Origin of the sequence: Klenkia soli, assembly GCF_900103975.1 — a bacterium.
GTDB classification, from domain to species: Bacteria; Actinomycetota; Actinomycetes; order Mycobacteriales; family Geodermatophilaceae; genus Klenkia; species Klenkia soli.
The window spans coordinates 421,876-444,959 of the sequence record NZ_FNIR01000001.1 but is presented as its reverse complement, the minus strand read 5'-3'; the positions used below and the strand labels follow the sequence as shown (position 1 = coordinate 444,959).

The window sequence follows — 23,084 nt, the reverse complement described above, 5'->3', positions numbered from 1 at the left end:
GCCTGACTCTTCAGAAAACCCAGGGAGACCCACCGTGGCCCGTTACACCGGAGCCGACTGCCGCCTGTGCCGGCGCGAGAAGATGAAGCTGTTCCTCAAGGGCAGCAAGTGCGAGTCCGCCAAGTGCCCGATCGAGATCCGCCCCTACCCCCCGGGTGAGCACGGTCGTGGTCGCACCAAGGACAGCGAGTACCTCCTGCAGCTGCGCGAGAAGCAGAAGGCCCGTCGCATCTACGGCGTGCTGGAGAAGCAGTTCCGCGGCTACTACCAGGAAGCCAACAAGAAGTCCGGCAAGACCGGTGAGGTCCTGCTGCAGATCCTCGAGTCCCGCCTGGACAACGTGGTCTACCGCGCCGGCTTCGCCAAGTCGCGCGACATGGCCCGCCAGCTGGTCCGCCACGGCCACATCAAGGTGAACGGCCGCAAGGTCGACATCCCCTCGTACCGCGTGGTCGCCAACGACATCGTCGAGGTGGCCGCCAAGTCCGCCGAGATGGTGCCCTTCCAGGTCGCCCAGGCCGAGGCCGGCTCGCGTCCGGTCCCGGCGTGGCTCGAGGTCATCTCGAGCCAGCTGAAGGTGCTCGTGCACTCGATCCCGGCCCGGCAGGTCATCGACACCCCGGTCCAGGAACAGCTGATCGTCGAGCTGTACTCGAAGTAACGCAGGACGGCGGGACGGGCGGACAGATGCCCGTCCCGCCGGCACGTCCACCCACCGGCGTCATATAGCGGTCGCCGGAGGCCAGAAGGAGAACCATGCTCATCGCACAGCGCCCCACCCTGACCGAGGAGACCATCGACGCCTCCCGCTCACGGTTCGTCATCGAGCCGCTGGAGCCGGGCTTCGGCTACACCCTCGGCAACTCCCTGCGCCGCACGCTGCTGTCCTCGATCCCCGGTGCTGCCGTCACGAGCATCCGCATCGAGGGCACGCTGCACGAGTTCACCACCGTGCCCGGGGTCAAGGAGGACGTCACCGAGCTGATCCTGAACCTCAAGGGCCTGGTCGTGAGCTCCGACTCCGACGAGCCGGTCACCATGTACCTGCGCAAGCAGGGCCCCGGTGAGGTCACCGCCGCCGACATCGCACCCCCGGCCGGCGTCGAGGTGCACAACCCCGACCTGCACATCGCCACGCTGAACGCGAAGGGCCGGCTGGAGATCGAGCTGGTCGTCGAGCGCGGCCGCGGCTACGTGCCGGCCACCCAGAACAAGCAGCCGGGCCAGGAGATCGGGCGGATCCCCGTCGACTCGATCTACTCGCCGGTGCTCAAGGTGACCTACGCCGTCGAGGCCACCCGCGTCGAGCAGCGCACCGACTTCGACCGCCTCGTGGTCGACGTCGAGACCAAGCCCTCCATCGAGCCCCGCGACGCCATCGCGTCGGCTGGTTCGACCCTGGTCGAGCTGTTCGGCCTGCTGCGCGAGCTGAACGTCGACGCCGAGGGCATCGAGGTCGGGCCCAGCCCGGCCGAGGCCGCCGACATCGCGAACTTCTCGATGCCGATCGAGGACATGGACCTCACCGTCCGGTCCTACAACTGCCTCAAGCGCGAGGGCGTGCACACCGTCGGTGAGCTCGTCACCCGCTCCGAGGCCGACCTGCTGGACATCCGCAACTTCGGTGCGAAGTCCATCGACGAGGTCAAGCTGAAGCTGGCCGCCATGGGCCTCGCGCTCAAGGACAGCCCGCCCGGGTTCGTCCCCACCTCGGTGGAGAGCTACGACGAGACCTACGACGACAGCTACCCGGGCGAGGCGCAGTACGCCGACGGCCAGGAGTACACCGAGGGCGACTTCCGGGAGACCGAGCAGCTCTGATCGACGGACCCCGCCGCCGACACCCCACCGGGTGGCGGCGGCGGGATCCCGCCGGGACCGGCACACCGGGACCGGAGTACCACCCATCAGATGAACGCGCGGCCGGCACAGTTCTCCGGCGGCCTGAGAAGGGACCGACATGCCCACCCCCACCAAGGGCCCCCGCCTCGGCGGATCCCCGTCGCACGAGCGGCTCATGCTGGCGAACCTCGCCACCTCGCTGTTCGAGCACGGCCGGATCACCACCACGGAGACCAAGGCCAAGCGGCTGCGCCCGCTCGCCGAGAAGCTCGTCACGATGGCCAAGCGCGGCGACCTGCACGCCCGCCGCCAGGTGATGACGACCATCCGCGACAAGAACGTGGTCCACCACCTCTTCGCCGAGATCGGGCCCCGCTTCGAGAACCGCCCCGGCGGCTACACCCGCATCACCAAGGTCGGCCCGCGCAAGGGCGACAACGCCCCCATGGCGGTCATCGAGCTCGTCGAGGCGCTGACCGTCGGCCAGCAGGCCGTCGGCGAGGCCGAGCGCGCCCGCGGCACGACGTTCGCCTCCGGGGCCGGTTCCGCCGCGGCCGCCGGTGAGGTCACCGCCTCCGCCACGGAGATCGCGGACGAGGCCGGCGACCAGGCCGACGCCGAGGGCACCGTCACCGACGTGTTCACCCCCGACGACGACGTCCAGGACGAGAACGTCACCGACGAGCAGCCCACCGCCGAGAACGGCGTGGTCGTCGAGGCCGACGGCGTCTCCCCGGAGGTGGCCGACGCCGCGGCCGCCGAGGTCAACGCCGCCGAGAACAGCGACGCCGCCACCGCCGGCGACGACGCCCCCGGCGGGGAGTCCCAGCCCGACCCCAAGTGAGTCCGCGCTGAGCACCAGCTCCACCGACGAGCCCGTCACCGACCACGGTGGCGGGCTCGTCCGCGTCCGGCTGGACATCGCCTACGACGGGACGGCGCTGCACGGGTGGGCGCGGCAGCCGGCCCTGCGCACGGTGCAGGGTGAGCTCGAGCTGGCGCTGACGACCGTCCTGCGGCACGACGTCGACCTCACCGTGGCCGGCCGCACGGACGCCGGGGTGCACGCCACCGGCCAGGTCGCGCACCTGGACCTGCCCACGGCGCTGTGGCACCAGCACGAGCCGAAGCTGCTACGACGGCTGCGCGGCGTCCTGCCCGGCGACGTGTCGGTGACCGGCGCCCGGGTGGCCGCCGACGGGTTCGACGCGCGCTTCGCCGCACTGGCCCGCCACTACGCCTACCGGCTGACCGACGCGCCGTCGGGACCCCCGCCGCTGCGCCGTGCGGACACGGTGGGGTGGCCGCGCACGGTCGACGTCCCGGCGATGCGGGTGGCCGCGGCGCTGCTGCTGGGCCAGCACGACTTCGCGGCCTTCTGCCGGCGCCGTGAGGGTGCGACGACGATCCGCGTGCTGCAGGAGCTGGACGTGCAGCGGGACGACGACCTGGTGACCGTGTCGGCGTCGGCCGACGCGTTCTGCCACTCCATGGTCCGCAGCCTCGTGGGGGCGCTGCTGGCGGTGGGGGAGCGCCGTCGTCCGCCGGGGTGGCCGGCCGGTCTGCTGGCCCGGACCAGCCGGGCCGACGACGTCCCGGTGGCTCCGGCCGGCGGGCTGACGCTGCTGGCGGTGGACTACCCGCCCGACGACCAGCTCGCCGCCCGCACCCTCGTCACCCGCGCCCGGCGCGACGCGTGACGGCCTCGCTGATCGGCGTGCCACCGGAGGTCAGCTCGAGGACCTCGCCGGGGCGGGGGTGGTCCAGCAGGGCGACCAGCACGGCGGCGACGTCGTCGCGGGTGACCTCGCCGCGGTCGACGTGGTCGGCGATGTGCACGGTGCCGGCACCCGGGTCGTCGGTCAGGGTGACCGGGCGCAGCACCACGGCGTCCAGCCCGGACCGGGCCAGCACGTCCTGCTCCGCCGCAAGCTTGGCCCGCAGGTAGGCCACGAAGGTCTCGTCCATGCCGTCGGGGGTGGCGCCGTCGGCGACGGAGTCGGCACCGATGGAGGACACCAGCAGGTAGGGCCGGACCCCGGCGGCCTCGGCGGCGTCCGCGAGCAGCACGGCGGCGCCGCGGTCGACGGTGTCCTTGCGGGCGACCCCCGAGTTCGGGCCACCGCCGGCGGCGAAGACGACGGCGTCGGCGCCGCGGGCGACGTCGGTGACCTCGTCGACGGTGGCCGACTCCAGGTCCAGGACGACCGACTCGGCGCCGTCGGCGGTGAGGTCGGGGGTGTGGTCGGGGTTGCGGACGATGCCGACGACGGTGTCCCCGCGAGCGGCGAGCAGGCGGGTGAGGCGACGGGCGATCTGGCCGTGGGCTCCGGCGATGACGATGCGCATGGCCGGTGCCCTACCCGGGGAGCCGGCCGGGCAGTCAGGACGAGGGCGGGCTCACGGCGCGGGCGCGGGCCAGGTCGGCCGGGGTGTCGCAGTCGGTCCACGGGGCCGGTGCCCCGGGTGCGGTCGCCGGTCGGTACCGCCGCACGGCGAGCGGGGCGAGGAGGGCGCGCACCGACGTCGGCCCGGAGACGTCGGCCACCGCGGCCCGCAGCGCCGCCGTCCGCCAGACCCCCAGCAGCAGCTGGTCGCGGCCGGCGCCGTCGACCACCAGGACGCCGTCGCCGGTGAGCCGGGTACGCAGCTCGCCGACCAGCGCCGGGGTGAGGAAGGGCAGGTCGGCGGCCAGGACGGCGACCACCTCGGCGGTGACGGCGGTCAGCCCGGCGCACAGCGCGGGCACCGGTCCACCACCCGGTGGCTGCTCGCGGAGGACGACCACCCCGGTCGGGACCTCCTGCGGCGGTCCGACGACGACGCGTTCGTCGGCGTCGGCGACCGCGGCGAGGACCGTGGACAGCATCGACCGGCCGCCCACCGCCAGCTGCGGCTTGGCCTGCCCACCCAGCCGGGCCGCCCGTCCGCCGGCGAGGACGACGGCGGCGTAGCCCGGCAGCTCGGTCACACGGGAGACGGTAGGTGCGTACCGTCGCAGCCGTGGGACGAGTGACCAGCCGGACGCCGGTGCTGCGCATCCGCGGGCCGCAGCACAGCACCCGGCCGGACACGGTGGCCAGCGAGGAACCGCTGGAGATCCGGCTCGACGGCACGCCGCTGGCGGTCACCATGCGCACCCCGGGCGACGACTTCGACCTGGTGCACGGCTTCCTGACCACCGAGGGCGTCATCCGCTCGGCCGACGACGTCCTGGCCCTGCGCTACTGCGACTCCGTGGACGACGAGGGCCGCAACACCTACAACGTCGTGGACGTCGACCTGGCGCCCGGCGTCGAGGCGCCGGACACCGCGCTGGACCGGAACTTCTACACGACCAGCTCGTGCGGGGTCTGCGGCAAGGCCAGCATCGACGCCATCCGCACGAAGACGGTGTTCGACGTCCCCGCGGACGAGACGCGGCTGACGCTGGCGACCCTGCTCGCGCTGCCGGACCGGCTGCGGGCGGCCCAGGCCGTGTTCGACCGCACGGGCGGGCTGCACGCGGCCGGCCTGTTCACCGCCGAGGGCGACCTGGTGGCCCTGCGCGAGGACGTCGGCCGGCACAACGCCGTGGACAAGGTCGTCGGCGATGCCGTGCGGGCCGGCCGGTTGCCGCTGGCCGGGCACGTGCTGATGGTCAGCGGGCGGTCCAGCTTCGAGCTGACCCAGAAGGCCGCGATGGCCGGGGTGCCGGTGCTGGCCGCGGTGTCGGCGCCGAGTTCGCTGGCCGTCGAGCTGGCCGACTCCACCGGCATCACGCTGATCGGGTTCCTGCGCGGCGACGGGTGCAACGTCTACAGCCACACCCGCCGGTTGGTGCTCCCGGCTCAGTGATCGCCCCCGCGCAGCTGGCTCACGACGTGCGGCAGCAGCGGCCCCAGGACGGCGAGGCCGTCGCGCACCCCGCCGGTCGACCCGGGCAGGTTCACGACCAGCGTGCGGCCCGCGGTGCCGGCCAGGCCGCGCGAGAGCACGGCCGTGGGGACGGCGGGCTGGCCGTACCGCCGGATCGCCTCGGCGATCCCGGGCGCCTCGCGCTCGAGGACCAGCCGGGTGGCCTCGGGGGTGACGTCGGTGGGGGTGAGCCCGGTGCCGCCGGTGGTGAGCACGACGTCCGCGCCCGAGGCCACGGCCTCCCGCAGCACGGCGGCGAGGGCCTCGACGTCGTCCGGGCGGACGTGCGGGCCCTCGACCTCGAAGCCCAGCTCGCGCAGGCCGGCGGCCAGCGCCCGGCCTGAGCGGTCCTCGTAGACCCCGGCCGAGGCGCGGTTGGAGGCGGTGACGACCACGGCGCGGGCGCCGTCGGGCAGCGTCATCGGGTCCAGTCACCCTTCTTGCCGCCGGACTTCGCCAACAGCCGGACGTCGGTGATCACCGCGCGCGGGTCGACGGCCTTGACCATGTCGATCACCGTCAGCCCGGTCACGGCCACCGACGTCAGCGCCTCCATCTCGATGCCGGTGCGGTCGGCGGTGCGGGCGGTGACGGTGATCTCGACGGCCTCGTCGGTGACCTCCAGGTCGACGGTCACCCCGTGCAGCGCGACCGGGTGGCACAGCGGGATGAGGTCCGGCGTCCGCTTGGCCCCGGCGATGCCGGCGATGCGGGCCACGGCGATCGCGTCGCCCTTGGGCACGCCCTCGCCGCGGAGCAGCGCGACGACCTCCGGGCTGACCAGCACCCGGCCGGCGGCGGTCGCCACCCGGGCGGTGACGGCCTTGGCGGTGACGTCGACCATGCGGGCGGCACCGGACTCGTCGAGGTGGGTGAAGCTCACTGCAGCGCTCCTTCGATCAGCACGACCTCGACCTCGCTGCCGGCCGGCAGCTCGGTGACGTCCTCGGGGACGACGACGAGGGAGTTGGCGCGGGCCAGGTGGGCCACCAGGTGCGAGCCCGGCCCGCCGACCAGGTCCACGCCGGCGCCGTCGTAGCGGCCGCGGAGGAACTGCCGCCGTCCGGCCGGCGAGGTGAGCGGGCCGGCCAGCCGGGCGGTGGTGCGCAGGCGGCCGGGGTCGGTGATGCCCAGGGCGGCCCGCAGCGCCGGCCGGACGAACACCTCGAAGGAGACGAAGGAGCTGACCGGGTTGCCCGGCAGGGTGACCACCGGGACGCCGTCCACGGTCCCGGCGCCCTGGGGGCCACCGGGCTGCATGGCCACCCCGACGAACTCGACGGTGCCCAGCGCCCCGAACGCGTCCTTCACCACCTCGTAGGCCCCCATGCTGACGCCGCCGCTGGTGATCAGCAGGTCGGCGTCCGCGAGCTCCGCCCGCACGGTGGCCAGGAACTGGTCGACGTCGTCGGGCACGAAGTGCAGGGTCCGCGCCGCACCTCCCGCGGCGTCGACCGCGGTGGCCAGCAGCAGGGAGTTCGACTCGTAGATCTGCCCGGGCGCCAGCGGCTCGCCGGGGGCGACCAGCTCGGTGCCGGTGGACAGCACCAGCACCCGCGGGCGCCGGGCGACGACGACGCTCGACCGGCCCACCGAGGCGACCAGCCCCAGCTGCGACGCGCCCAGCACGGTGCCCGCCGGCAGCGCCGTCGTGCCGGCGGCGAGGTCCTCGCCGGCGTGCCGCAGGAAGCTGCCGGCGGCGGGGGAGGAGGTGATGACGACGGTGCCGGTCCCCCCGTCGGTCGCCTCCACCGGGACGACGACGTCGGCGCCCTCCGGGACAGGGGCCCCGGTCATGATGCGGTGCACGGTGCCCGGGGCCAGCGCGGGGACGTCGGTCCGCCCGGCGGGGAGGTCCTCGGCCACCGGCAGGGACACCGGCGCGGAGTCCGAGGCCGCGCCGACGTCCGCCCAGCGGGCGGCGTACCCGTCCATGGCGGAGTTGGTGAACACCGGGAGGGGCACCGCGGCGTGCACGTCCTCGGCCAGCACCCGCCCGGCGGCCGACGTCAGGGGCACCTCCTCGGTACCGGGGGAGGCGTGGGCCAGCAGGTCGGCCACCACTGCCCGGTGCTCCTCGATCGTGCGACGTCGCTTGCTCGGGGTGCTCACCGCCCCATCCTGGCCGACGCCGCTGGCGGGCGTCCCGGGCGGACCGCCGCGGCCGGCGCTAGGTTGCTGGTCGCGCGCCCGCCCGGGGCGACCCGCACTCCGGACAGGGGGTCCAGGTGACCGAGATCGACCGCATGCTCGAGGCCAACACGCAGTGGGCGGAGCGCTTCCCGGGTTCGCGCCCGGTGGCACCGGCCCGCAAGGTCGCCGTGGTGGCGTGCATGGACTCCCGCATGCCGCTGTTCCCGCTGCTGGGGCTCGAGGTGGGCGACGCGCACGTCATCCGCAACGCCGGCGGCGTCGTCACCGACGACACCCTCCGGTCGCTGACCATCTCCCAGCACCTGCTGGGCACCCGCGAGGTGGTGCTGGTGCACCACACCGACTGCGGGATGCAGAAGACCGACGACCAGGGGCTCGCCGACCTGGTCGAGGAGACCACGGGGCACCGGCCGCCGTGGACGGGCCGGACCTTCACCGACCTGGACGCCGACGTCCGCGAGTCCATGGAGATCCTGCGCGGGACGCCGTACCTGCTGTCGCACGAGGTGCGCGGCACGGTCTACGACGTGGCCACCGGGCAGCTGCGCGAGATCGTCTGAGCTGGCTAGGCTCGTCCCGTGCTGAGCGTCCGCCGAGCCCGTCGTCCGGGCGCGGTCGCCCTGCTGGCGGCGGCGGTGCTGCTGGCCGGCTGCACGAGCACCGTCGAGGGCACGGCGAGCCCGGCCGCCACCAGCGGCAGCCCGACCTCCTCGAGCCCGTCGACGACCACCGGCAGCGCGCCGCCCGCGGGCCAGGTGACCCCTGCCCCGGAGGTGGGGCCGGGCACCGGGGCGGAGGCCCGCCGCATCGCCGGGGTCACCTCGCTGCCGGTCACCGTCACCCCCGACCGCACCGACAGCTGCTTCCCCAGCGGTCCCTTCGGCACGGCCAGCGGCATCGACGGCATCTACTTCGGCGACGGGCGGGCGGGGCAGGAGCTTGACCGCTGGGGCTTCGTGGCCGGGTGGGGCAACTGCAGCCAGGACGCCGCGAACAACGCCACGCTGGTCCTGCTCACCGAGATGTCGGACCCCGCGTCGGCCGCGTCGGCGGCCGACGCGCTCAACGAGATCTCCCTCGACTTCGGCGGAGGTGACTACGAGCCGGTCGACCTGCCCGCGCTGGGGGTCAGCGGCGCGCTGTCCACCGGGGGCTCCGACTCCGCCGGCGCCCCGAGCGACACGATCCAGGCGTGGGTGGCCAGCGACCGGATGCTCGCCTACACCTACCTGGACGCGCCGACCGGCTCCGCGCCGGACCTGGCGGTGGCCCAGCTGCAGGACCAGATCGCGTTGCTGGCCGGGTTCCTCCCCACGCCCCAGGACCAGGTGGCCGACCTGCCCACCGATCCCCTCGGCCTGGCCGGGTTCGCGCTCACGACCCCGGGGGAGCAGACCCGGTTCACCGGCTCGTACGACCTCGAGGGCTACCTGCGGCTGGCCATCGACCCCACCGTCGAGCGGCAGCTGCTCTCGGCCAACGGCTTCTCGGGTGCCTACTACCGCACCAGCTACGACGAGTCGGCGTCCCTGGACTACGCCGTCTCGCTCTACACCTTCCCGACCTCGGCCCAGACCAACGCGGTCTACACCGGGTTCGCCCAGCTCGAGGCCACCGCGTTCGGCGGCGCCCCGTTCGTGCTGCCGGCCATCCCCGAGGCACCCTGCTTCGCGTTCCCGAGCGGGTCGGACAGCTACTACCAGCGCTGCTACGTGGGCTACGGGAGCTACCTGGCCAGCATCGACGTGCTGGGCCTGACCGCCGCCGACGACTACGGGCAGATGAACGCGCTGCTCCCGCAGCAGCGGGACCTCATCGACGGCTGACCGGGCCACCGGTCCGGGCTGGTATCGTCTACCGCTGGCGCGCGCTGCCGGCTGGTGCCCGCGCGTCGATCATCGGTCTCCCGTGCTCGGTGAGGCGAATCCACCAGCTACCCCGACGACGAGGAAGTGGGCCCCCGTGCGCACGTACACCCCCAAGCCCGGTGACATCACCCGGGCCTGGCACGTCATCGACGCCACCGACGTGGTGCTCGGTCGACTGGCCAGCCAGACCGCGCAGCTCCTGCGCGGCAAGCACAAGCCGCAGTTCGCCCCGCACGTGGACGCCGGCGACTTCGTCGTCGTCATCAACGCGGGCAAGGTGGCCCTCACCGGCTCCAAGCGCGACGCGAAGACGGCCTACCGCCACTCCGGCTACCCGGGTGGGCTGCGGGCGATCAACGTCGGCGACGAGATCAAGACCCGTCCCGACCGCGTGATCGAGCGCGCCGTCAAGGGGATGCTGCCGCACAACACGCTGGGCCGGCAGATGCTCTCCAAGCTCAAGGTCTACGCCGGGCCCGAGCACCCGCACGCCGCCCAGCTCCCCCAGACCTACGAGATCAAGCAGGTGTCCCAGTGACCACCCCGATGACGGCGCCCCAGACCGTGACCGACGCCGACGGTCGCCCGATCCAGACCGTGGGTCGCCGCAAGGAGGCCATCGTCCGGGTGCGTCTGCTCCCCGGCACCGGTCAGTTCAAGCTCAACGGCCGGACCATCGAGGAGTACTTCCCGAACAAGGTCCACCAGCAGCTCATCCGTGAGCCCTTCACCATCCTGGAGAAGGGCGAGCAGTACGACGTCGTCGCCATCCTCGGTGGCGGCGGTGTCTCGGGCCAGGCCGGTGCTCTGCGCCTGGCCATCGCCCGGGCGCTCATCGAGGTCGAGCCCGAGGACCGTCCGGCCCTCAAGCGTGCCGGCTTCCTGACCCGCGACCCGCGCGTCATCGAGCGCAAGAAGTACGGCCTGAAGAAGGCCCGCAAGGCGCCCCAGTACTCCAAGCGCTGACCGGGTCGGTCGTGGGTCGCCTCTTCGGCACCGACGGCGTCCGGGGTCTGGCCAACGCCGACCTCACGCCGGAGCTCGCCCTGGCGGTGGCCCGAGCGGCCGCCGGTGTGCTCGCCGACCGCGACGGGACCTCGCGTCCCGTCGCGGTCGTCGGCCGCGACCCCCGCGCGAGCGGGGAGATGCTCGAGGCCGCGGTGGTCGCCGGCCTGACCAGTGCCGGGGCCGAGGTCCTGCGGGTCGGGGTGCTCCCCACCCCGGCGGTGGCCCACCTGACGGCCGTGCTCGGCGCCGACCTGGGCGTGATGCTGTCGGCCAGCCACAACCCGATGCCCGACAACGGCATCAAGCTCTTCTCCCGCGGCGGGCACAAGCTGCCCGACGCGGTCGAGGCCGCCGTGGAGCGCGCGGTCACCACCGGGAGCGCGCTCGACCGCGCCGCGCACCGGCCCACCGGCGCCGACATCGGCCGCGTGCACGACCTGCCCGACGCCGGTGGCCGCTACGCCGACCACCTGCTGGCCGCCGTCCCGGACCCGCTGGCCGGCATCACGGTGGTGGTGGACTGCGCCCACGGCGCAGCCAGCGGGCTCGCCCCCGAGGTCTACCGGCGGGCCGGGGCGACCGTGCACGTGATCGGGGCCGAACCCGACGGCTGGAACATCAACGACGGGGTCGGCTCGACCCACCTGGACCCGGTCCGCGACGCGGTCCGGCGGACCGGGGCCGACCTGGGCCTGGCCCACGACGGCGACGCCGACCGCTGCCTGGCGGTCACGGCCGACGGGGACGTCGTCGACGGCGACGGGATCCTCGCCGTCTGCGCCCTGGGGCTGCACGAGGCCGGCGCCCTGACCGGAGGCACGGTGGTCGCGACGGTGATGAGCAACCTGGGTTTCCACCACGCCATGCGTGATGCCGGCATCCAGGTCGCGACCACCGCGGTCGGCGACCGCTACGTGCTCGAGGCCCTGCGTTCCCGCGGCCTGTCCCTCGGGGGCGAGCAGAGCGGGCACCTGGTCTTCCTCGACCACGCCACGACCGGCGACGGCCTGCTCACCGGTCTCATGCTGATGGCGCGCATGCGGGGGACCGGTGCCACGCTGGCCGAGCTCGCCGGCGCCGTCCGCAAGCTCCCCCAGGTGCTGGTCAACGTGCCGGTGGCCGACCGCATCGCGGTCAGCGAGAGCGACGACGTGGCCCGCGCGGTCAACGCGGTCGAGGAGGAGCTCGGCGAGTCCGGCCGGGTCCTGCTCCGCCCCTCGGGCACCGAGCAGCTGGTCCGCGTCATGGTCGAGGCCCCTACGCAGGAGCAGGCCGACCGGGTCGCCCACCAGCTCGCCGAGGTCGTCGCAGCCGTCGGCTGAGCGACCGGCCGGGTGTCGGCGCCCGGTACTGTCGGTCACCATGTGCGGCATCGTGGGGTACGTCGGTCCTCAGAACGCGTTGGACGTGGTCCTGGAGGGCCTGCGGCGGTTGGAGTACCGCGGGTACGACTCCGCCGGGGTGGCGGTGCTCGCCGACGGCGAGCTGAGCACGGCGAAGAAGGCCGGCAAGGTCGCCAACCTGGAGAAGGAGCTGGCCGAGCGCGCGCTGCCGGCCGCCACGATCGGGCTCGGGCACACCCGGTGGGCCACCCACGGCGGGCCCACCGACCGCAACGCGCACCCGCACACCTCGGCCGACGGCCGGGTCGTGGTGGTGCACAACGGCATCATCGAGAACTTCGCGGCGCTGCGGGCCGAGATCGAGGCCACCGGGGTCGAGTTCAGCTCCGAGACCGACACCGAGGTGGTCGCGCACCTGATGGCTGCGGTCTACCCGACGCTGCCCGCGGGGCCCGGCCGGCTGGCCGAGGCGATGCGGGTCGTGTCCCGCCGGTTGGAGGGCGCCTTCACCCTGGTGGTCAGCCACGCCGACGAACCCGACACCCTGGTCGCCTCCCGCCGCAACTCCCCGCTGGTGGCCGGCGTGGGCGACGGCGAGTACTTCCTGGGCTCCGACGTCGCCGCCTTCATCGGCCACACCCGCGACGCCCTGGAGCTGGGGCAGGACCAGGTGGTCGAGATCCACCGCGAGCGCGGCGTCACCGTCACCGACTTCGCCGGCAACCACGTCGAGCCCGTGCCCTACCGGGTCGACTGGGAGGCCGAGGCCGCGGGCAAGGCCGGCTACGACTGGTTCATGCTCAAGGAGATCGACGAGCAGCCGCAGGCCGTCGCCGACACCCTGCTGGGGCGGCTCGGCGAGCGCGGCGAGATCGTGCTGGACGAGGTGCGGATCTCCGACGAGGACCTCCGCGGCATCACCAAGATCTTCGTCATCGCCTGCGGCACCGCCTACCACGCCGGGTTGATCGCCAAGTACGCCATCGAGCACTGGACCCGCATCCCGGTCGAGGTGGAGCTGGCCAGCGAGTTCCGGTACCGCGACCCGGTGCTGGACCGCTCGACGCTCGTGGTCGTCATCTCCCAGTCCGGCGAGACGATGGACACCCTCATGGCGGTGCGGCACGCCAAGGAGCAGCAGGCCCGGGTGCTGGCGATCTGCAACGCCAACGGCTCGACCATCCCGCGCGAGTCCGACGCCGTCCTCTACACCCGGGCCGGGCCCGAGGTCGCCGTGGCCTCCACCAAGGGGTTCCTCACCCAGGTGGTGGCCTGCTACCTGGTCGGGCTGTTCCTGGCCCAGGTGCGGGGGCTCAAGTACGAGGACGAGGTCGCGGCCGTGGTGGCCGAGCTGCGCAAGCTGCCCGACCAGGTGCGTGAGGTCCTCGCCGGCATGGACGAGGTCCGCGAGCTGGGCCGGTCGCTGGCCACCGAGTCCACCATCCTGTTCCTGGGCCGGCACGTGGGCTACCCCGTGGCCCTGGAGGGGGCGCTCAAGCTCAAGGAGCTGGCCTACATCCACGCCGAGGGCTTCGCGGCCGGCGAGCTCAAGCACGGGTCGATCGCCCTGGTCGGGGCCGGTACCCCGGTGATCGTCGTGGTGCCCTCCCCGCACGGGCGGGAGTCGCTGCACGGCAAGGTCGTCTCCAACATCCAGGAGGTCCGCGCCCGCGGCGCACGCACCATCGTCATCGCCGAGGAGGGCGACGACGACGTGCTGCCCTACGCCGACCACGTCATCCGGGTGCCCCGCACCCCCACGCTGCTGGCGCCGGTGGTCACCACCGTCCCGCTGCAGATCCTGGCCTGCGAGATCGCCGACACCCGTGGTCTGGACGTCGACATGCCCCGCAACCTGGCCAAGTCCGTCACCGTCGAGTAGGCGGAGCCCGGGTGACGGGGGTCTCCTAGGGTGGGCGGGGTGCGGCCCTACCTGCGGTTCCCCGATGTCCGAGACCAGCTGGTCGTCGTCGTCGCGGCCGACGACGTGTGGGCGGTGCGCACCGACGGGGGGCGGGCCTGGCGGTTGACCGACGACGCCACCCCCGTGCGCAACCCGCGGATCTCCCCGGACGGCACGCTGGTCGCGTTCGCCTCGACCCGCGACGGGCACCCGGAGGCCTACGTCGTCCCGGTCGACGGCGGGGACCCGCGGCGGTTGACCTGGTGGGGCAGCCCGACGACGGCGGTGCTGGGCTGGACACCCGAGGGCCGGGTGCTGGTGGCCTCGGCAGCTCGGGGCCCGTCCCTGCGCACCACGGTGCCCGCGGCGGTCGACCCGGAGACCCTCGAGGTCGCGCCGCTGCCGTGGGGTCCGGTGGGCGGGGTGGCGCTGCGGCCCGACGGCGCGGTGGTGGTCAGCACCGCGGCCAGCCGGCCGCCGTCCTGGTGGAAGCGCTACCGCGGCGGCACCGCCGCCCAGCTGTGGCTGGACGGCGCGGGGGACGGCGGGTGGACCCGCCTGCTCCCCGACGTCCCGGCCGGGCTGGTCGACCCCGGCTGGGTCGGTGATCAGCTGGTCTTCGTCTCCGACCTCGCCGCCGAGCTGCCCGGCGCCCCCGCCGAGGTGGCCGACCTGTACGCCCTGGACGTCTCCGCCCCCGGTGCCCGGCCCCGGCGGATCACCCGGCACACGGCCGCCGAGGGTTACGTCCGCGACGCCCGCACCGACGGCCGGCAGGTCGTGTTCACCGCGCACGGCACGCTGCACCTGCTCCCCGGCCTGGACGGCGAGGCGGCCCCGGTGGACGTCGTCCTCCCCGGGCAGCCCCGCGGTCGTCGGTCGCGGCTGCTGGACCCCACGGCGGACCTGACCGCCCTGCGACCGGACCACACCGCCGCCACCCAGCTGGTCGAGTGGCACGGCAAGGCGTTCGCGCTGACCACGCGGCAGGGGCCGGCCCGGGCCCTGCTGGCCGACTCCGGTGTCCGGGCCCGGCTGGTCCGCCCGTTGGGCGCGACCGGCACCGCGGTGCTGGTCGACGACGCCGACGGTGACGACGCCCTGCGGGTGGTGTCCACCTCGGGGCAGGCCGAGCCCCGGCGGCTGACCACGGGCCCGCTCGGGCGGGTGCTGCACCTGGAGCCCGACGCCGCCGGCGCGCGGGTCGCCGTGCTGTCCTCCGACGGGTCGGTCCGCGTGGTCGACGTGGCCGACGGCGCCACCCGGCTGGTCGGCCGGTCCCGGCTCGGTGAACCCGTCGACCCGGCCTTCTCCCGGGACGGCCGGTGGTTGGTGTGGGCGCAGCCGTCGCGGGCGTGGGGGCCGACCGGGCTGGTGCTGGCCGACCTGTCCGGCGGCGCGGCCGAGCCGGTGCCGCTGACCGCGGGCCGGTTCGCCGACACCGCGCCGGTGTTCACCCGCGACGGCCGGCACCTGGTGTTCCTCTCCGCCCGCACCCTGGACCCGGTCTACGACGCCGTGCAGTTCGACCTGTCGTTCGCCCCCGCCGTCCGGCCCGTGCTCGTGCCGCTGCGGGCCACCGAGGTGCCCCCGTTCGGCCCGGCGGTCGACGGCCGACCCCTGGCCGCGCCGAGCACCGACGAGGCCCCGCAGGCGCCGGCGGTCGAGGTCGACGTGGACGGCTTCGAGGACCGGCTGGTGCCCTTCCCGGTGCCCTCGGGCACCTACCGCGACCTGCACGCGGTGACCGGCGGGGTGGTCTGGGTCCGGGAGACCGCGCCCGAGACCACGCTGCGCGCGGCCCGGGCCGGCGTCGAGGGCGAGGACCCGGAGACCCCGCTGGAGTTCTTCTCCTTCGCCCGGCGCCGGGCGGTCGGGCTGGCCGACCGGGCCGACGCGGTGACCGTCAGCGGTGACGGCGAGCGACTGGTGGTGCGGAGGAAGGACCAGGTCGTGGTCCGCCCGGCCGGGCGCACCGCGGAGGACGACGACCCCGAGCGGGTCGAGGTCGACCTGGACCGGCTGCGGTTCGAGCTGGACCCGGTCGCGGAGTGGCACCAGATGTACGACGAGACGGTGCGGCTCATGCGTGACCACTTCTGGCGCGCGGACCTCGACGGTGTCGACCTGGCAGCCGTCGCCGCCCGGTACCGGCCCCTGGTGGCGCGGCTGGGCAGCCGGGACGACCTGGTCGACCTGCTCTGGGAGGTGGTGGGGGAGCTGAACACCTCGCACGCCTACGTGCAGCCGACCGACGAGGGGCCGCACGCCGACCGGCGGATCGGCCTGCTCGGCGCGGACCTCTCCCGCACCGACGAGGGCTGGCGGATCGACGCGGTCCTGCCCGGCGAGAGCAGCGACCCGGCCGCCCGCTCCCCGCTGCGCGCCGCCGGCGTGGGCGCCCGGGTCGGTGACCTGGTGCTGGCCGTCGACGGCCGGCCGGTCGACCAGCTCGCCGGCCCGGCGGCCGCGCTGGCCGGGACGGCGGACACCCCGGTCGAGCTGCTGCTGCGCCCGGCCGACGGCGGACTCGACCGGCGGGTCGTCGTCGTCCCGCTGGCCTCGGAGGAGCCGCTGCGCTACCAGGCCTGGGTGCGCGGGCGGTCGGCCTACGTGCGCGAGCACTCCGGCGGGCGATTGGGCTACGTGCACGTGCCGGACATGATGAGCGCGGGCTGGGCCCAGCTGCACCGCGAGCTGCACGAGGCCGTGCAGGCCGAAGGCCTGGTGGTCGACGTCCGCCGCAACCGGGGCGGGCACACCAGCCAGCTGGTGCTGGACCTGATCGGCCGCCGGGTCGTGGGCTGGTCGACCGGGCGGCACGTCGACGGCGCCGAGAGCTACCCGCTGTCGGCGGTGCGCGGCCCGGTCGTGCTGGTCACCGACCGGCACGCGGGCTCCGACGGCGACATCGTCAGCGCCGGGGCGCGCGCCATGGGCGTCGGCCCGGTCGTGGGCGAGCGGACCTGGGGCGGGGTGATCGGCATCGACGGCCGGTTCTCCCTCGTCGACGGCACCGCGGTCACCCAGCCGCGCTACTCGTTCTGGCTGGCCGGGCAGGGGTGGGGGGTGGAGAACCACGGGGTCGACCCCGACGTCGAGGTGGTGCACTCCCCGGCCGACCACCACGGCACCGCCGACCCGCAGCTGGACCGGGCGATCGCCGAGGCGCTGGACCGGCTGGCGGAGCACCCGGCCGCGGTGCCCCCGGACCTGCCGCCGGCCCGGGCCGGCCGGTGATCGTCGGGGTCGGCATCGACGTCTGCCCGGTCGAGCGGTTCGCCGAGTCGTTGACCCGCACGCCGGGGCTGCGGGACCGGCTGTTCACCGCGGCCGAGCAGGTCACGCCGTCGGGGGCACCGCGCACGGGGGAGTCCCTCGCCGCCCGGTTCGCCGCCAAGGAGGCGCTGGCCAAGGCACTGGGGGCGCCCGGGGACCTGCACTGGCACGACGCCGAGATCGGGGTCGGTGACCACGGCCGTCCGCTGCTGACCGTCCGCGGCACCGTCGCCGCCCGAGCCGCGCAGCTCGGCGTCGACCGGTGGCACGTGTCGCTCAGCCACGACGGGGGCATGGCCTCGGCCGTGGTGATCGCGGAGTCCGACCCCCAGGAGCGCTCGTGACCGGCCTGCACACCGCCGACCAGGTGCGCGCGGCCGAGTCCCAGGTGCTGGCCCGCACGCCCGAGGGTGCGCTGATGCAGCGCGCGGCGACCGGGCTGGCGACGGTCTGCCTGCGGCTGGCCGGCCGGGCCGTGGGTCTTCGGGTCACCCTCCTGGTGGGGGCGGGCGACAACGGCGGCGACGCGTTGTGGGCGGGCGCGCTGCTGACCCGCCGGGGCGCCGCCGTCACCGGGTTGCTCCTGGACCCCGCGCGGGCGCACCCGGCCGGGCTGGCGGCGCTGCGCCGGGCCGGTGGACGGGTGACCGGTGACCCGGCCGCCGCCGGTCTGCACCGGGCCGACCTGGTGCTGGACGGGATCACCGGCACCGGTGGCCGGGGCGGGCTCCGGCCCGGCGCCGCCGAGGCCGTCGCACGGGCGGTCGCCGGGCCGGGGCTGCTGGTCGCCGTCGACCTCCCGAGCGGGGTCGACGCCGACACGGGCGCGGTCGACGGCGAGGCGTTCCCCGCCCAGCACACCGTCACCTTCGGCGCGGTGAAGCCCGGGCTGGTGGTCGGCGAGGGCCGCGGGTTCGCCGGCCGGGTGCACCTGGTGGACATCGGGCTCGAGCTCCCGGCGCCCACGGCCCGGCAGCTCACCGACGCCGACGTCGCCGCGCGGCTCGCGGACCCGGGTGCCGGCGACGACAAGTACTCGCAGGGGGTGGTCGGCGTCCACGCGGGCTCGGCCACCTACCCGGGCGCCGGCGTGCTCTGCACCGGGGCGGCGCTCCGCAGCCGCCCGGGGCTGGTGCGCTACGCCGGCACGGCCGCGGAGGGGGTGCGCGCCGCCTGGCCCGAGGCCATCGTGACCGACGGCCGCCCCGCCGACGCCGGCCGGGTGCAGGCCTGGGTGGTCGGACCGGGCGCCGGCACCGACGACGAGGCGCGCAGCGTGCTGGCGGAGGTGCTGGCCACCGACCTGCCGGTCCTGGTCGACGCCGACGCCCTCACGCTGCTGGCGGCCTCGCCCGAGCTGGCCCGTGGTCGGTCGGCGCCCACGGTGCTGACCCCGCACGACCGGGAGTTCACCCGGTTCGGCTGGGAGCTCGGCGGTGACCGGATCGGCGCCGCCCGCACGGCGGCCGCCGACCTCGGCGTGACGGTGCTGCTGAAGGGGGACGCCACCGTCGTCGCCGGCCCCGACGGCACGACGTTCGTCAACGGCACGGGCACCCCCTGGCTGGCCACCGCCGGGACCGGGGACGTGCTCAGCGGCGTCGTGGGCGCGCTCCTGGCCACCGGGATGGACGCCACCGAGGCCGCGGCGGTGGGCGCCCACCTGCACGGGCGGGCGGGTCAGCTCGCCGCGGCCGGTGGACCGCTGATCGCCTCGGACGTCGTGCGGCACCTGCCGGCCGCCGTACACCTCCTCCGCACCGCCCCGCACGTCCCCCGGGCACGTCCCCCGGTGATCAGGTGACCTGATCACCGGGTCGCCGCCCGCACGAACGGTGCAGCGGGTGGAGACCTGTGGATCAGGTCACCTGATCACCGTGAGCGGGGGATCGGAGGGCGCTGGGAGGATGGACGGCGTGACCGAGCAGAACCGGGCCGAGATCGTGGTCGACCTCGACGCGATCGCGGCCAACGTCGCCGTCCTGCGGGAGAGGGTCGACCGTCCGCTCATGGCGGTGGTGAAGGCCGACGGGTACGGCCACGGCCTGGTCCCCGCAGCCCGCGCGGCGCTGGCCGGGGGTGCCGACGCACTCGGGGTCACCGTCCTGGAGGAGGCCCTGGCGCTGCGCGCGGCCGGGGTCACCGCGCCGGTGCTGTCCTGGCAGCACGTGCCGGGCGCCGACTACGCGGCGGGGCTGCGGGCCGGCGTCGAGCTGTCGGTGAACGCGGAGTGGGCGTTGGCCGAGGTCGTGGCAGCGGCCCGGGCGACCGGCACCACCGCGCAGGTGCAGCTGTTCGTCGACACCGGGCTGTCGCGGGAGGGCGCCACCCCGGCCGACTGGCCCGCCCTCGTCGCCGACGCCGTGCGGGCCCAGGCCGACGGGGACGTCGTCGTCACCGGCCTGTGGAGCCACCTGGCCTACGCCGACGCGCCCACCCACCCGACGATCGCCGCGCAGGTCGCCGTCTTCGAGGAGGCCACCGCGCTGGCCCGGACCGCCGGGCTCACCGACGCCCGACGGCACCTGGCGAACTCCGCGGCCACCGTCGCCCTGCCGGGCACCTGGTACGACATGGTGCGGCCGGGTGTCGCCGTCTACGGCCTCGACCCGCTCGGCGGGGTCGCCGTCGACCGCGGGCTGCGGCCGGCCATGACGGTGCGGGCCCGGGTCGCCCTCACCAAGCGGGTGCCGGCCGGCACCGGGGTCTCCTACGGGCACACCCACACCACGACGGCGGAGACGAACCTGGCGCTGGTCCCGGTCGGGTACGCGGACGGCGTGCCGCGGGCCGGCGGCAACCGGGCCCCGGTGCTGGCCGCCGGCGCCCGGCGCACGATCGCCGGGCGGGTCTGCATGGACCAGTTCGTGCTCGACCTGGGGGACGACGTCCTCGCCCCCGGCGACGAGGTGGTGCTGTGGGGCCCCGGGGACGACGGCGAGCCCACCGCGCAGGACTGGGCGGACGCCGTCGACACCATCCACTACGAGCTGGTCACCCGGGTGGGCGGTCGCTTCACCCGGCGGTACACCGGCACGGCGGGGGTGCCGGCGTGAAGCAGCCGCAGCCCCGCACCGTCGGCCTCGTCGGGGGCCTGCTCGGCCTGGCCGCCGCCGGCACCGCCGTCGGCGTGGCGGCGACCCGGGCGGCGTCGTCCCGGGTGCGGGCCGAGCGCGTGGGCCCGGTGCCCGGGGCGCTGCCCCTGCCCCAGGGGGAGGCCACCGACCGCCCCGCCGCGGTGCAGCGCGCCGACGACCCGCTGGGCGCCGGCAGCCGCTCCGCCGACCGCACCGAGCTCGTGCACGCCACCGACGGCGTGCTGCTGCACGTCGAGGAGGTCGGCCCCGAGGACGCCCCCCTGACCGTGGTCTTCGTGCACGGCTACTCCCTGTCGATGGCGTCGTGGACCTTCCAGCGCCGCGACCTCGGCCGCTCGCTGGCCACCGGCAACGGGCACGCCCCGCAGGCCCGCCTGGTCTTCTACGACCAGCGCGGGCACGGCGCCTCGGCCCGCGGCGACGCCGACCGCTCGACGATCGACCAGCTGGCCGACGACCTGGTGTCGGTGCTGGACGCCCGCGTCCCCCGGGGGCCGGTCGTGCTCGTGGGCCACTCCATGGGCGGCATGACGCTGCTGCAGCTGGCCGCCCGGCGTCCCGAGCTGTTCGGCACCCGGGTGGTGGGTGCCGCGCTGGTGTCCACCTCGGCCGGCGGGCTGGACGACCTGGACCTCGGGCTGCCCGGCGTCGTCACCCGGCTGCGGGCCGCGGTGTTCCCGGTGGCCGGCTACGTGATGCGGCACCGCCCGGGCTGGGCGGAGTTCGTGCGGCGCGCGGCCGCCGACGTGGTCAGCTGGGCGACGAAGGCGCTGTCGTTCGCCGGGGACGACGTCGACCCCCGGCTGGTCGACTACGTCGACGCGATGATCGGCGGCACCCCGGTCGAGGTGATCGCCGAGTTCTACCCGGCCCTGGTCGGTCTGGACGCCTCGGCCGCGCTCGAGCCGCTGGCCGCCATCCCGGTGCTGGTGCTCACCGGCGACGCCGACAAGCTCATCCCGCAGGGCCACAGCGACCGGATCGTCGCGGCGCTCACCGCCGCGGGGGCGCGCGACGTCCGCTACCGGGTGGTGCCCGACTCGGGCCACCTGGTGCTGCTCGAGCACCCCGACGAGGTGACCGCGGCGATCACCGACCTGGTACGACGGGTGGCGGCGCGGTGACCCGCGCACTGCCCACCCTCGCCGACACGCAGGCGTTCGGCGCCGAGCTGGCCGGCCTGCTGCGGCCGGGGGACCTGGTGGTGCTGTCGGGCCCGCTGGGGGCCGGCAAGACCGCGCTCACCCAGGGCATCGGGGCGGGCCTGGGCGTCACGGGGCCGGTCACCTCGCCGACGTTCGTGCTGGCCCGGGTGCACCGCGGTGGCCGGGTGCCGCTGGTGCACGTGGACGCCTACCGGCTCGGCTCGCTGGCCGACGTCGACGACCTGGACCTCGACACGACGCTCGAGGAGTCGGTCACCGTCGTCGAGTGGGGCCACGGGCTGGTCGAGCAGCTGGCCGACGAGCACCTGGTGGTCGAGCTGGCGCGGGGCGACGACGACGTCCGCACGGCGACCCTGGTGCCGCACGGTCCCTCGTGGTCGGCGCGGCTGCGGCCGGTGCGACGGCGCGCCACGGTCCGGGTGCTGCTGCTCGACGACGCCGACCGGCTGCTGCTGTTCCACGACAGCGACGCCGGCCTGGACCCGGTGGTCACCTGGTGGATGACGCCGGGCGGGGGGATCGACCCCGGTGAGGACGACGTCACCGCCGCCGTGCGCGAGCTGGACGAGGAGACCGGGCTGCAGGTCGACCCCGCCGCGGTGCAGGGGCCCGTCGCGCGGCGCCGGGTGCGGCACGGGTTCAGCGACGTCGTCGTCGACCAGCTCGACACGTTCTACGTCGTCCGGGTGCCGGCCTTCGACGTCTCCACCGCCGGGCACACCGAGGACGAGCAGCGCACGCTGCTGGGCAGCCGGTGGTGGACCCGGGACGAGCTGGCCGCCACGACCGAGACGGTCTACCCCGGCGGGCTCCTCGACCTGCTCGACCTGGCCGAGGACCCGTCGTCCTGGCCGCGCGAGCTGCCCGACGTCGACGAGTCCACGCTGCCCTGAGGCGACCCGGCTAACCTGGCTCGTCGTGCTCACCCTGGCGATCGACACCGCGACGCCGACCCTCGTGGTCGGGGTCGCCGACGACGACCGGGTGCTGGCCGAGGCGGGCGTGCCCTCGGGCACCCGGCACGCCGAGCTGCTGACCCCGACCGTCACCGCCGTGCTGGCCGAGGCCGGGATCGCGCTGCGCGACGTCGGCCGGCTGGTCGTCGGGCTCGGGCCGGGTCCCTACACCGGACTGCGGGTCGGCATCGTCACGGCGGCCGCCCTGGGCGACGTCGTCGGCGTGCCCGTGCACGGGGTCTGCTCGCTGGACGCGGTCGGCACCGGTGCCCGGGTGGTCGTCACCGACGCGCGGCGCAAGGAGGTCTACTGGCGGGCCCACGACGGCGGCCCGCTGGGCGAGCCGGCCGTGGGCCGACCGGAGGAGCTGCAGCTCCCGGACCTGCCGGTGGTCGGCGACGTCCGGTTCGCCGACCGGCTGGGTCGCGAGGTCACCGGCGCCGAGGTGACGACGGCGGGTCTGCTGCGCGCGGTCCCGATCGGGGAGCCCGCACCGCTGACCCCGCTGTACCTGCGCCGACCCGATGCCGTCCCCAACATCACCCGCAAGGCGGTGTCGCAGTGATCGAG

At 75.2% G+C, this 23,084-nt stretch carries 23 protein-coding genes; 18 read left to right on the top strand and 5 right to left on the bottom strand.

Annotation, left to right across the window (positions count from 1 at the left end; translation table 11 throughout):
- Nucleotides 1-34 precede the first annotated feature (34 nt).
- From rpsD to truA, 4 genes are all read left to right on the top strand, one after another.
- Nucleotides 35-661 carry a 30S ribosomal protein S4 gene (gene rpsD, locus BLS67_RS02275; RefSeq protein WP_091238774.1) on the top strand — a complete coding sequence of 209 codons (627 nt, stop codon included), beginning with the start codon at nucleotides 35-37 and terminating at the stop codon, nucleotides 659-661.
- Nucleotides 662-756: 95 nt separating this feature from the next.
- A complete protein-coding gene (locus BLS67_RS02270) occupies nucleotides 757-1,821 on the top strand; it encodes a DNA-directed RNA polymerase subunit alpha (protein WP_091238771.1) in 1,065 nt (354 codons plus the stop codon).
- Between the two features lie 139 nt (nucleotides 1,822-1,960).
- On the top strand, nucleotides 1,961-2,686 hold the full coding sequence (rplQ, locus tag BLS67_RS25045; RefSeq protein WP_091238767.1) for a 50S ribosomal protein L17: 726 nt from the start codon (nucleotides 1,961-1,963) through the stop codon (nucleotides 2,684-2,686).
- Between the two features lie 7 nt (nucleotides 2,687-2,693).
- Complete coding sequence (gene truA / locus BLS67_RS02260; protein WP_091239390.1) at nucleotides 2,694-3,542, top strand: tRNA pseudouridine(38-40) synthase TruA; 849 nt, start codon at nucleotides 2,694-2,696, stop codon at nucleotides 3,540-3,542.
- Here the strand turns inward: truA and BLS67_RS02255 are convergent.
- Together BLS67_RS02255 and mobA are read right to left on the bottom strand one after the other, a co-directional pair.
- Complete coding sequence (locus BLS67_RS02255; RefSeq protein ID WP_091238764.1) at nucleotides 3,517-4,191, bottom strand: SDR family oxidoreductase; 675 nt, start codon at nucleotides 4,189-4,191, stop codon at nucleotides 3,517-3,519. The two genes, truA and BLS67_RS02255, sit on opposite strands and share 26 nt — an antisense overlap.
- A gap of 34 nt (nucleotides 4,192-4,225) precedes the next feature.
- Nucleotides 4,226-4,813, bottom strand: a complete 588-nt coding sequence (gene mobA / locus BLS67_RS02250) for a molybdenum cofactor guanylyltransferase (protein ID WP_091238761.1) — start codon at nucleotides 4,811-4,813, stop codon at nucleotides 4,226-4,228.
- A 32-nt stretch (nucleotides 4,814-4,845) separates the two neighbouring features.
- Between mobA and fdhD the strand changes: the two genes are divergently transcribed.
- Nucleotides 4,846-5,679, top strand: a complete 834-nt coding sequence (gene fdhD, locus BLS67_RS02245; protein WP_091238756.1) for a formate dehydrogenase accessory sulfurtransferase FdhD — start codon at nucleotides 4,846-4,848, stop codon at nucleotides 5,677-5,679.
- On the opposite strand, the gene BLS67_RS02240 is transcribed toward fdhD, so the two are convergent.
- From BLS67_RS02240 to moeA, 3 genes are read right to left on the bottom strand one after another with little or no spacing between them, the layout of a single operon-like run.
- A complete protein-coding gene (locus BLS67_RS02240) occupies nucleotides 5,673-6,161 on the bottom strand; it encodes a MogA/MoaB family molybdenum cofactor biosynthesis protein (protein WP_091238752.1) in 489 nt (162 codons plus the stop codon). The genes fdhD and BLS67_RS02240 overlap by 7 nt on opposite strands.
- Nucleotides 6,158-6,622 carry a cyclic pyranopterin monophosphate synthase MoaC gene (gene moaC, locus BLS67_RS02235; protein ID WP_165617438.1) on the bottom strand — a complete coding sequence of 155 codons (465 nt, stop codon included), beginning with the start codon at nucleotides 6,620-6,622 and terminating at the stop codon, nucleotides 6,158-6,160. The genes BLS67_RS02240 and moaC overlap by 4 nt, the downstream gene beginning before the upstream one ends.
- Nucleotides 6,619-7,851 (bottom strand): molybdopterin molybdotransferase MoeA, encoded by a 1,233-nt coding sequence (gene moeA, locus BLS67_RS02230; protein ID WP_091238748.1) that lies wholly within the window; start codon nucleotides 7,849-7,851, stop codon nucleotides 6,619-6,621. Before moeA ends, moaC begins: the two co-directional genes overlap by 4 nt.
- 116 nt (nucleotides 7,852-7,967) lie before the next feature.
- On the opposite strand from moeA, the gene BLS67_RS02225 reads away from it, so the two are divergent.
- The 13 genes from BLS67_RS02225 (at nucleotide 7,968) to tsaB (ending at nucleotide 23,079) form a co-directional block, all read left to right on the top strand.
- Entirely contained in the window at nucleotides 7,968-8,453 is a 486-nt protein-coding gene (locus BLS67_RS02225; protein WP_091238744.1) for a beta-class carbonic anhydrase, read from the top strand.
- A gap of 18 nt (nucleotides 8,454-8,471) precedes the next feature.
- Nucleotides 8,472-9,719: a DUF7373 family lipoprotein gene (locus BLS67_RS02215; RefSeq protein ID WP_131801656.1), complete on the top strand. Its 1,248-nt coding sequence runs from the start codon at nucleotides 8,472-8,474 to the stop codon at nucleotides 9,717-9,719.
- Between the two features lie 136 nt (nucleotides 9,720-9,855).
- Nucleotides 9,856-10,299, top strand: coding sequence for a 50S ribosomal protein L13 (gene rplM, locus BLS67_RS02210; RefSeq protein WP_091238734.1), 444 nt, complete (start codon nucleotides 9,856-9,858; stop codon nucleotides 10,297-10,299).
- Nucleotides 10,296-10,727, top strand: a complete 432-nt coding sequence (rpsI, locus tag BLS67_RS02205; RefSeq protein WP_479723809.1) for a 30S ribosomal protein S9 — start codon at nucleotides 10,296-10,298, stop codon at nucleotides 10,725-10,727. The genes rplM and rpsI overlap by 4 nt, the downstream gene beginning before the upstream one ends.
- Nucleotides 10,728-10,738: 11 nt before the next feature.
- Nucleotides 10,739-12,091, top strand: coding sequence for a phosphoglucosamine mutase (gene glmM / locus BLS67_RS02200; protein WP_091238731.1), 1,353 nt, complete (start codon nucleotides 10,739-10,741; stop codon nucleotides 12,089-12,091).
- A 40-nt stretch (nucleotides 12,092-12,131) separates the two neighbouring features.
- Nucleotides 12,132-13,994: a glutamine--fructose-6-phosphate transaminase (isomerizing) gene (glmS, locus tag BLS67_RS02195; protein ID WP_091238728.1), complete on the top strand. Its 1,863-nt coding sequence runs from the start codon at nucleotides 12,132-12,134 to the stop codon at nucleotides 13,992-13,994.
- 39 nt (nucleotides 13,995-14,033) lie between these two features.
- Nucleotides 14,034-17,255: a S41 family peptidase gene (locus BLS67_RS02190; protein WP_091239381.1), complete on the top strand. Its 3,222-nt coding sequence runs from the start codon at nucleotides 14,034-14,036 to the stop codon at nucleotides 17,253-17,255.
- Nucleotides 17,252-17,638, top strand: coding sequence for a holo-ACP synthase (locus tag BLS67_RS02185; RefSeq protein WP_091238725.1), 387 nt, complete (start codon nucleotides 17,252-17,254; stop codon nucleotides 17,636-17,638). The genes BLS67_RS02190 and BLS67_RS02185 overlap by 4 nt, the downstream gene beginning before the upstream one ends.
- The gene (locus BLS67_RS02180; RefSeq protein WP_091238721.1) at nucleotides 17,635-19,098 is read left to right on the top strand and encodes an NAD(P)H-hydrate dehydratase; all 1,464 of its coding nucleotides are present in this window, start codon (nucleotides 17,635-17,637) and stop codon (nucleotides 19,096-19,098) included. Before BLS67_RS02185 ends, BLS67_RS02180 begins: the two co-directional genes overlap by 4 nt.
- 112 nt (nucleotides 19,099-19,210) lie before the next feature.
- Complete coding sequence (gene alr, locus BLS67_RS02175) at nucleotides 19,211-20,350, top strand: alanine racemase (RefSeq protein WP_091238718.1); 1,140 nt, start codon at nucleotides 19,211-19,213, stop codon at nucleotides 20,348-20,350.
- The gene (locus tag BLS67_RS02170) at nucleotides 20,347-21,516 is read left to right on the top strand and encodes an alpha/beta fold hydrolase (RefSeq protein WP_091238715.1); all 1,170 of its coding nucleotides are present in this window, start codon (nucleotides 20,347-20,349) and stop codon (nucleotides 21,514-21,516) included. The genes alr and BLS67_RS02170 overlap by 4 nt, the downstream gene beginning before the upstream one ends.
- On the top strand, nucleotides 21,513-22,451 hold the full coding sequence (gene tsaE, locus BLS67_RS02165) for a tRNA (adenosine(37)-N6)-threonylcarbamoyltransferase complex ATPase subunit type 1 TsaE (RefSeq protein WP_091238712.1): 939 nt from the start codon (nucleotides 21,513-21,515) through the stop codon (nucleotides 22,449-22,451). The genes BLS67_RS02170 and tsaE overlap by 4 nt, the downstream gene beginning before the upstream one ends.
- A gap of 25 nt (nucleotides 22,452-22,476) precedes the next feature.
- Nucleotides 22,477-23,079 (top strand): tRNA (adenosine(37)-N6)-threonylcarbamoyltransferase complex dimerization subunit type 1 TsaB, encoded by a 603-nt coding sequence (gene tsaB, locus BLS67_RS02160; RefSeq protein ID WP_091238709.1) that lies wholly within the window; start codon nucleotides 22,477-22,479, stop codon nucleotides 23,077-23,079.
- Nucleotides 23,080-23,084: the final 5 nt, after the last annotated feature.